The sequence below is a fragment of the Salipiger sp. genome, from assembly GCF_059781815.1.
On record NZ_JBYNAH010000258.1, the window covers coordinates 1 to 7,000 of the forward strand.

Annotated in this window: 8 protein-coding genes; 3 read left to right on the forward strand and 5 right to left on the reverse strand. The window is 69.0% G+C overall.

The window, feature by feature from the left end; genetic code table 11:
* The 3 genes from AC6RA4_RS21900 to AC6RA4_RS21910 all read left to right on the forward strand — a co-directional run.
* Positions 1-479, forward strand: a 479-nt coding sequence (locus AC6RA4_RS21900; RefSeq protein ID WP_500163914.1) for an ATP-binding cassette domain-containing protein, incomplete at its 5' end; no start/stop codon positions are given.
* Between the two features lie 61 nt (positions 480-540).
* Complete coding sequence (locus AC6RA4_RS21905) at positions 541-1,362, forward strand: ABC transporter substrate-binding protein (protein ID WP_500163916.1); 822 nt, start codon at positions 541-543, stop codon at positions 1,360-1,362.
* A gap of 46 nt (positions 1,363-1,408) precedes the next feature.
* Positions 1,409-2,287, forward strand: a complete 879-nt coding sequence (locus tag AC6RA4_RS21910) for a substrate-binding domain-containing protein (protein ID WP_500163917.1) — start codon at positions 1,409-1,411, stop codon at positions 2,285-2,287.
* Positions 2,288-2,293: 6 nt separating this feature from the next.
* On the opposite strand, the gene AC6RA4_RS21915 is transcribed toward AC6RA4_RS21910, so the two are convergent.
* From AC6RA4_RS21915 to fdh3B, 5 genes are all read right to left on the reverse strand, one after another.
* Entirely contained in the window at positions 2,294-3,658 is a 1,365-nt protein-coding gene (locus tag AC6RA4_RS21915; RefSeq protein ID WP_500163919.1) for a sigma-54-dependent transcriptional regulator, read from the reverse strand.
* 13 nt (positions 3,659-3,671) lie between these two features.
* Positions 3,672-3,797 (reverse strand): hypothetical protein, encoded by a 126-nt coding sequence (locus tag AC6RA4_RS21920; RefSeq protein ID WP_500163921.1) that lies wholly within the window; start codon positions 3,795-3,797, stop codon positions 3,672-3,674.
* Positions 3,798-3,802: 5 nt separating this feature from the next.
* Entirely contained in the window at positions 3,803-5,116 is a 1,314-nt protein-coding gene (locus tag AC6RA4_RS21925; protein WP_500163923.1) for a c-type cytochrome, read from the reverse strand.
* 5 nt (positions 5,117-5,121) lie between these two features.
* Positions 5,122-6,330 carry a formate dehydrogenase subunit gamma gene (locus AC6RA4_RS21930; protein ID WP_500163924.1) on the reverse strand — a complete coding sequence of 403 codons (1,209 nt, stop codon included), beginning with the start codon at positions 6,328-6,330 and terminating at the stop codon, positions 5,122-5,124.
* A 110-nt stretch (positions 6,331-6,440) separates the two neighbouring features.
* The coding region (gene fdh3B, locus AC6RA4_RS21935) for a formate dehydrogenase FDH3 subunit beta (RefSeq protein ID WP_500163926.1) at positions 6,441-7,000 on the reverse strand (560 nt) is incomplete at its 5' end.

Sequence of the window (7,000 nt, forward strand, 5' to 3'; positions counted from 1 at the left end):
CTTCGATGGCCTCTGCCACGTTCAGCAAGATCTTGCGCCGCTCGGTGGCGGCCAATCTCGATTTCGTCCTGAAGGCGCGCGGCGGCAGCCGCGCCCGCCGCGACGCGCTGCTCGCGGATGTGGGCCTTGCGCACAAGGCGCGCCAGCCCGCCCGCTCGCTCTCGGGCGGCGAGGCGCAGCGGCTGGCACTGGCCCGCGCGCTCGCCACCGACCCGGAGGTGCTGTTCCTCGACGAGCCCACCGCCAGCCTCGACCCGGCCTCGGTGCAGGTGATCGAGCGCATCGTCGGAGAGGCCTGCGCGCGCGGCACCCGCATCGTCTTTGTCACCCACGATATCGGGCAGGCGCGGCGCATCGCCGATGACGTCGTCTTCCTGCATCGCGGCCGTGTCGCCGAGCACAGCGCCGCGGCGGAGTTCTTCCCCGAGCCGCGCTCGCAGGCGGCGCGCGACTATCTCGCCGGCCGGATCGTGCTCTGATCCCGCCGGACCCTCTTCGATCCAGAGACCCCACAGACCCAAGACGACAAAGGGATTTTCCATGACTTTCGCCAGACTGATCGTCGCCACGGCGGCTTCGCTCACGCTTGCCGGGGCGGTGGCCGCGCAGGACACGTCGATCATCGTGCAATCGACCACCTCGACTGCCAATTCCGGCCTCTACGATTACCTGCTGCCGATCTACACCGGCGAGAGCGGCATCACCGTCAACGTGGTGGCCGTGGGCACCGGTCAGGCGATCAAGAACGCCGAGAATTGCGACGGCGACCTGCTCCTGGTGCACGCCAAGCCCTCGGAGGAGAAATTCGTCGCGGCGGGTTACGGCACCCAGCGCACCGACCTGATGTACAACGATTTTGTCATCGTCGGCCCCGAGAGCGACCCGGCGGGCGTTGCCGGGATGAACGATGTCGAAGCGGCGCTGACCAAGATCTCCGAGGCCGGCGCGCTCTTCGCCTCGCGCGGCGATGACAGCGGCACCCACAAGAAGGAAGTGGCGCTGTGGAAGGCGGCCGGCGTCGATCCGACCGCGGCCTCGGGCGCGTGGTATCGCGAGACCGGCTCGGGCATGGGCGCGACGCTCAACGCCGGCATCGGCATGGGCGCCTACGTGATGACCGACCGCGCCACCTGGATCAGCTTCAAGAACAAGCAGGATTACGGCGTGCGCGTCGAGGGCGACGAGGCTCTCTTTAACCAGTACGGCGTGATCCCGGTGAACCCGGAGCATTGCCCCTCGGTCAAGATCGAGGCGGCGCAGGACTTTGCCGACTGGCTGGTTTCCGAGGCGGGGCAGGCGGCGATTGCCGCCTACGAGGTCGACGGGCAGCAGCTGTTCTTCCCCAACGCTGCCGGAAGCTGATAGGGTCGCGGGGGCGGCAAGGGTGCCGCCCTCATTTCGCGAGCCCATGACAGACCTGCAGACCCAGACACACGAATATCTCACCGTCCGCGAACTGGCCGATCTGCTGCGCCTGAAAGAGCGCAAGGTCTATGACCTTGCCGCTTCGGGCGAGGTGCCCTGTTCGCGCGCCACCGGCAAGCTGCTGTTTCCCGCCGCCGAGGTGCGGGCGTGGATCGCCGGGGCCCAGAGCGGCGCGGCCTCGACGCCCCGTCCGGGCGTCTTTCTCGGCAGCCACGACCCGCTGCTCGACTGGGCGATCCGCCAGTCGCGCTGCGGGCTCGCCACTTTCTTCGACGGCTCGCTCGACGGGCTCGCGCGCTATGCGGCGGGCGAGGGCGTGGCCACCGGGCTGCACGTGCGCGACGCGGACGGCTCTTGGAACCTGCGTGCCGCGCGCGAGGCGGGTGAGGGGCAGAACGCGGTGCTTATCGCCTTTGCCGGGCGGCGGCGGGGGCTTGTGCTGCGCGAGGACGGGCCTGCGGTCGCTGGCCTTGCGGATCTCGGCGGGCTGCGGCTGGCGCCGCGTCAGGAAAGCTCCGGCACCGCGGGGCTGCTGCGCGATCTGGCGGCGGAGGCGGGGCTTGATCTGTCGCGCGTCGCGCTGACGGCGATGGAGCGCAGCGAGGACGAGGCGGTGCAGAGCGTGCGGCGGGGCGAGGCCGATGTCACCTTCGGGCTCGAATCCGTGGCCCGCGCCTACGGGTTGGGCTTCGTGCCGGTGATCGAAGAGCGCTTTGACCTGCTGATCGACCGGCGGGCCTATTTCGAGCCTCCGATGCAGGGGCTCTTGACCTTCTGTTGCTCGGACACCTTCCGCCAGCGCGCCGAAAGCCTTGGCGGCTACGATATTTCGCGGCTTGGCGAGGTGGTGTGGAACGCGTGAGCGCGCTCAGGGGGGCGACAGTTCGTCCTGATCCCACTGCGCGATCTTGCGGTCGACGGTCTTGCGCGACACGCCGAGCCGCCGCGCCGCTTCGGCGCGGTTGCCGTCGCAGAGATCGAGCATGTGCAGGATGTGGCGCTGCACCACGAGATCGAGATCCTCGATCGCCTGAGCCCCGGTGACCGATCCGCCGCCGGAAAATTCCTCCGGGAAGCCGCCGAGGATCACCGAGCGTTCGGCGAGGTTGCGCAGCTCGCGCACGTTGCCGGGCCAGTCGTAGCGCCGCAGCTTCAGCAGCGTCTGCTCGTCGAGCTCGAGCCCCGGCATGCCCAGCGATTGCGAGAACTGCGTGGTGAAGAGCGCCGCCAGCTCGAGAATGTCGTCCGAGCGGTCGCGCAGGGGCGGCATCTCGACGGTAAGGACGTTGATGCGGTGGTAGAGATCGGCGCGGAACTTGCCCTGCGCCACCAGCGCCTGAAGGTCGGCATTGGTGGCGAAGAGGAAGCGCAGGTTGAGCGGCAGCTCGCGCTCGGCGCCGACGGGCCGGATGCGCTGATCCTCGAGCACCCGCAGGAGGGCCGCCTGCAGCGCCTCGGGCATCTGCGCCACCTCGTCGAGAAACAGCGTGCCGCCATCGGCGAGCAGCAGCAGCCCCGGCGTCAGGCGCTCGCCGCCCTCGATGCTGCCGAACAGCTCCTGCACCATGCGCTCGGTCGAGATCGCGGCGCAGTTGACCGCCACGAAGGGCTTGTCGGCGCGGTCGGAAAGCTGATGCAGATGCCGCGCGGCGAGTTCCTTGCCGGTGCCGCTGGCGCCGGTGAAGAGGACCGGGGTGGGCAGCGGCGCGAGCTTGGCCAGCATCGCGCGGACAGCGACCATGACCTCGGACTTGCCCAGAAGCTTGCCCTGGAACAGCCCGGTGCGCAGCTCGCGCCGGAGCAGCGTGTTGTCGCGGCGCAGGTTCTTGCGGTCGAGCGTGCGCGCCACCGCGCCAAGGATCTGGTTGGCGCGGAACGGCTTGAGGACAAAATCGCTGACCCCGGCGCGCAGCGCGGCGATGGCGGTCTCGAGATCGGCATAGGCAGTGATCAGGATGGTGTCGCCAAAGAAGCCGCGGCGCTGCTGCTCGGCCAGCCACTCGAGCCCGGTGGTCTTGGGCATGACGTTGTCGAGGATCACCAGGTCGAAATGCGCCGCGTCGAGCTTTGCCGTGGCCTCGAGCGGCGAGGCCGCCTGCTCCACTCGCTGCACCCGGGGCGACAGCGTCTTGACGAGGAAGTTGCGCATGCCCGGCTCGTCATCGACCACGAGGATCGAGGCGCCGGCCAGCGCGGGGCCATACTCGTCACGGGAGAGATCCTTGGGCGTCACGGCGGCGCGGCGCTCAGTCGAGCCGGACGTTAGGGCTGGAATAGACCTCCGCCGAAGAGAAGCCGATCTCGTGCAGCCCGTAATAGGCCGCGACGCCGATGACGATGATGGCAACGAAGCCGGTGAACATGGCTTTCATGTAGGTCACTCTCCTGTGGTGGCCGGCGCACGGCTGGCCTGTTTGAGATAGTCGATCAGGTCGGCGCGGTCACCCCCGCCCGAGATCACCTGCATGGGCATCTTGGAACCGGGAATGTAGTGGTCCGGGCCCTGATCGAAAAGCGCGTCGATGGTGGTTTCGTTCCAGACGATGTCGGAGCCGTCGAGCGTTTGGGAATAACTGTAGCCCGGCACCGTGCCGGCGCGGCGGCCGAAGATGCCGTGCAGGGTCGGCCCGGCCTTGCGCGAGGGGCCGGGGGCGAGGGCGTGGCAGATCGAGCATTTGCGCATGAACTGCCGCTCGCCATTGGGCATGGTCTCGGCCTCGCGCAGGAAGGAACGCGCGCCGCTGATGCCGGGCTCGAACTGGTCGAGCATGGCGACCGGCCAGGCATAGGCGACATCGTCAAGCCCGCCGGCGTGGATCACCGCCCCGTCGGGCGAGAAGGCCAGCGCCCAGACCGGCCCCTTGCGGGTGGCGCGGAAATCGCGGGCGATGCGCCACTCCTGCGTGTCGACGATCATGATGAAGCCTTCGCCGTCGCCCACGGCAAGCTGGTGGCTGGCCGCGTGATGCGCCAGCGCAAGGATCGGGCGGCGGTCGAGCGTCAGATCGGCGATCTGCTGGCCGGTGGCGAGGTCGAGTACGCGGGTGCCGCCATCGACCGCGCCATAGGCGATCCAGCCGTCGCCGAGCGCCAGCCGGTTGATGCCGAAGCCGTGCTGCGCCAGCGGCACCGGCGTGCCGCCCGCGAGATCGTAACGCAGCAGCGCGCCGCTCATGGTGGCGGCGTAGAGCGTGCCCTCGTCGCCGAAGGCCACGGCGTTGACGCCCGCGCCGGGGGCGGGCAGGGCGCGTGGCTCGCCGCCAGAGAGCGGCCAGAGCAGGATCGAGCCGTCCCAGCTGCCGCTGGCGACGGTCTCCCCATCCGGAGAGACCGCGAGCGCCGTGACCTTGCCCTGATGCTGGCCAAGCGTGCGGGGCTGTTCGCCCCAGAGCCGCACGGCGAAATCGTCGCCGCCGGAGACCAGCGTGCCCCCGGGCCCGAAGGTCAGGGCGGTGACCGCCGCCGCGTGGCCCTCAAGCCAGCGCGGCGTCGTCTCCTCCCAGAGACCGACGGAATTGTCGAAGCTGCCCGTCGCCACCTGTCCGGACGGGGCCACGGCGATGGCCATGACCGGCCCGCCATGGCCCTTGAGGGTGTGGAACTCCGGCTCCGATGCGTCCTGCGCCGCCTCCTGTGCCAGGACGGGTGCGGCGCAGAGCATCAGGCCGAGCGCCAAGGCCAGCCGGCCCATGGCGCTCACTCGGCCGGGGTGGCCGACTTGCTGGCCGCCTCCGCCTCGCGCTCCTTGACCTTGTCGTACCAGATCGAGTGGTGCTGGTGCGCCCAGTTCTCGTCGACCTGGCCGGAGCCCATGGCGTCATAGGCGCCCTCCATGCCGACCGAGCCGATATAGATGTGGGCGATGATCACCGCCATCATCAGGAAGGCGACGATGGCATGCCAGAGCTGGGCAAACTGCATCTCTTCCTGCGGGGCGAGTGCCACCGGGAAGCTCTCCCAGCCGAACCAGCCCGGCACGCCCCAGTCGTTGAGGATCGCGAAGGTCTTGGCGAAGAGCGGCAGGTCGAAGGGGAAGAGCAGCGACAGGCCAGAGACCGACACCGAGGCGCCGAGCACGATCACCGACCAGAAGATGATCTTCTGACCCGCGTTGAACTTCTTCGCCGGCGGGTGCTTGTCGCCGATGATGCCGCCGGCCTGGGCGAACCAGGTGAGGTCGGTGCGGTCGGGCAGATTGTGCCAGACCCACATCACGAAGACCATGACCAGCGCGATCATGAAGGCCCAGCTGACGTTGTTGTGGATGAATTTCGAGCCCGTCAGCAGCACCGAGTTGAGCTCGTGGCCGAAGGCCGGGATCAGGTACTTGCGGCCGAAGAGTGTCAGCAGCCCGGTCAGGCCGAGCAGGATGAACGAGCCGGCCAGCGTCCAGTGGGCAAAGCGTTCGATCCACTTGAAGCGCAGCACGGTCTGCCCGGTCTTGCCGCCGTCGATCTCGATGCGGCCGCGCAGCAGGAAGAACACTGCGAGAAGCGCGATGGTGCCCAGGAGCAGCCAGCCACCATAGGTGCGCAGCGGGCCTTCGCGGAACTCCAGCCACCACATGCCGCCGTCCTGCACCAGCACCTTGCCGTTGGGGTTAAGCGTGGTGACGGTCGGGTCGATCTCGTTGTAGCGCAGGGCGCGCCACAGGTCGGGGTCGGAGGCGCCGCCGAGGGTGCCGAGCTCGGGCGCCTCAGGGGGCTCGCCGCCGATGTTCTCGCGGCGGAACTCGTCATCGACGTTGATGCCGGCCTGACGGCGCAGAATGTCTTCGAGCGTCTGCGCGCCGCCGGTGGCGGAGCGGTCGGGCTCAGGGGGCACAAGGGTTCCCTGCGCCGCGACGCCCATGGGGGCGGCGGTCATCAGGACCAGTGCGATGAGGGCCAACAGATGGCGCAGCATGGTCATCTCCAGTGTCGGTCACGGAAGAGCCGCGCGGAACGGCGGCAAGCGCCGCCCCGCGCGTCTCGTTCAGGCGCTGGCGGGCCCGGGGGCCCGCCGGTCGTCCGGCCTCAGTTGGCCTTTTCGTCGTAGGCGGTGCCCCAGCCCCAGGCGCCGGAGCCGAAGCCCCGCGCGACCACGCGCTCGCGATAGATCGACGACACTTCGTCGCCGTCACCGGCCAGCAGGGCCTTGGTCGAGCACATCTCGGCGCAGATCGGCAGCTTGCCTTCGGCGATCCGGTTGCGCCCGTACTTCTGGAACTCGGCGGCGGAGGTGTTCTCTTCCGGGCCACCGGCGCAGAAGGTGCACTTGTCCATCTTGCCGCGCGAGCCGAAGTTGCCCGCCTGCGGATACTGCGGCGCGCCGAAGGGGCAGGCATAGAAGCAGTAGCCGCAGCCGATGCACAGGTCCTTGGAGTGCAGCACCACACCGTCTTCGGTCTGGTAGAAGCAATCGACCGGACAGACGGCCATGCAGGGCGCGTCGGAGCAGTGCATGCAGGCGACCGAGATCGAGCGTTCGCCCGGCTGGCCGTCCTGGATGGTCACCACCCGTCGGCGGTTGATGCCCCACGGCACCTCGTGCTCGTTCTTGCACGCGGTGACGCAGGCGTTGCACTCGATGCAGC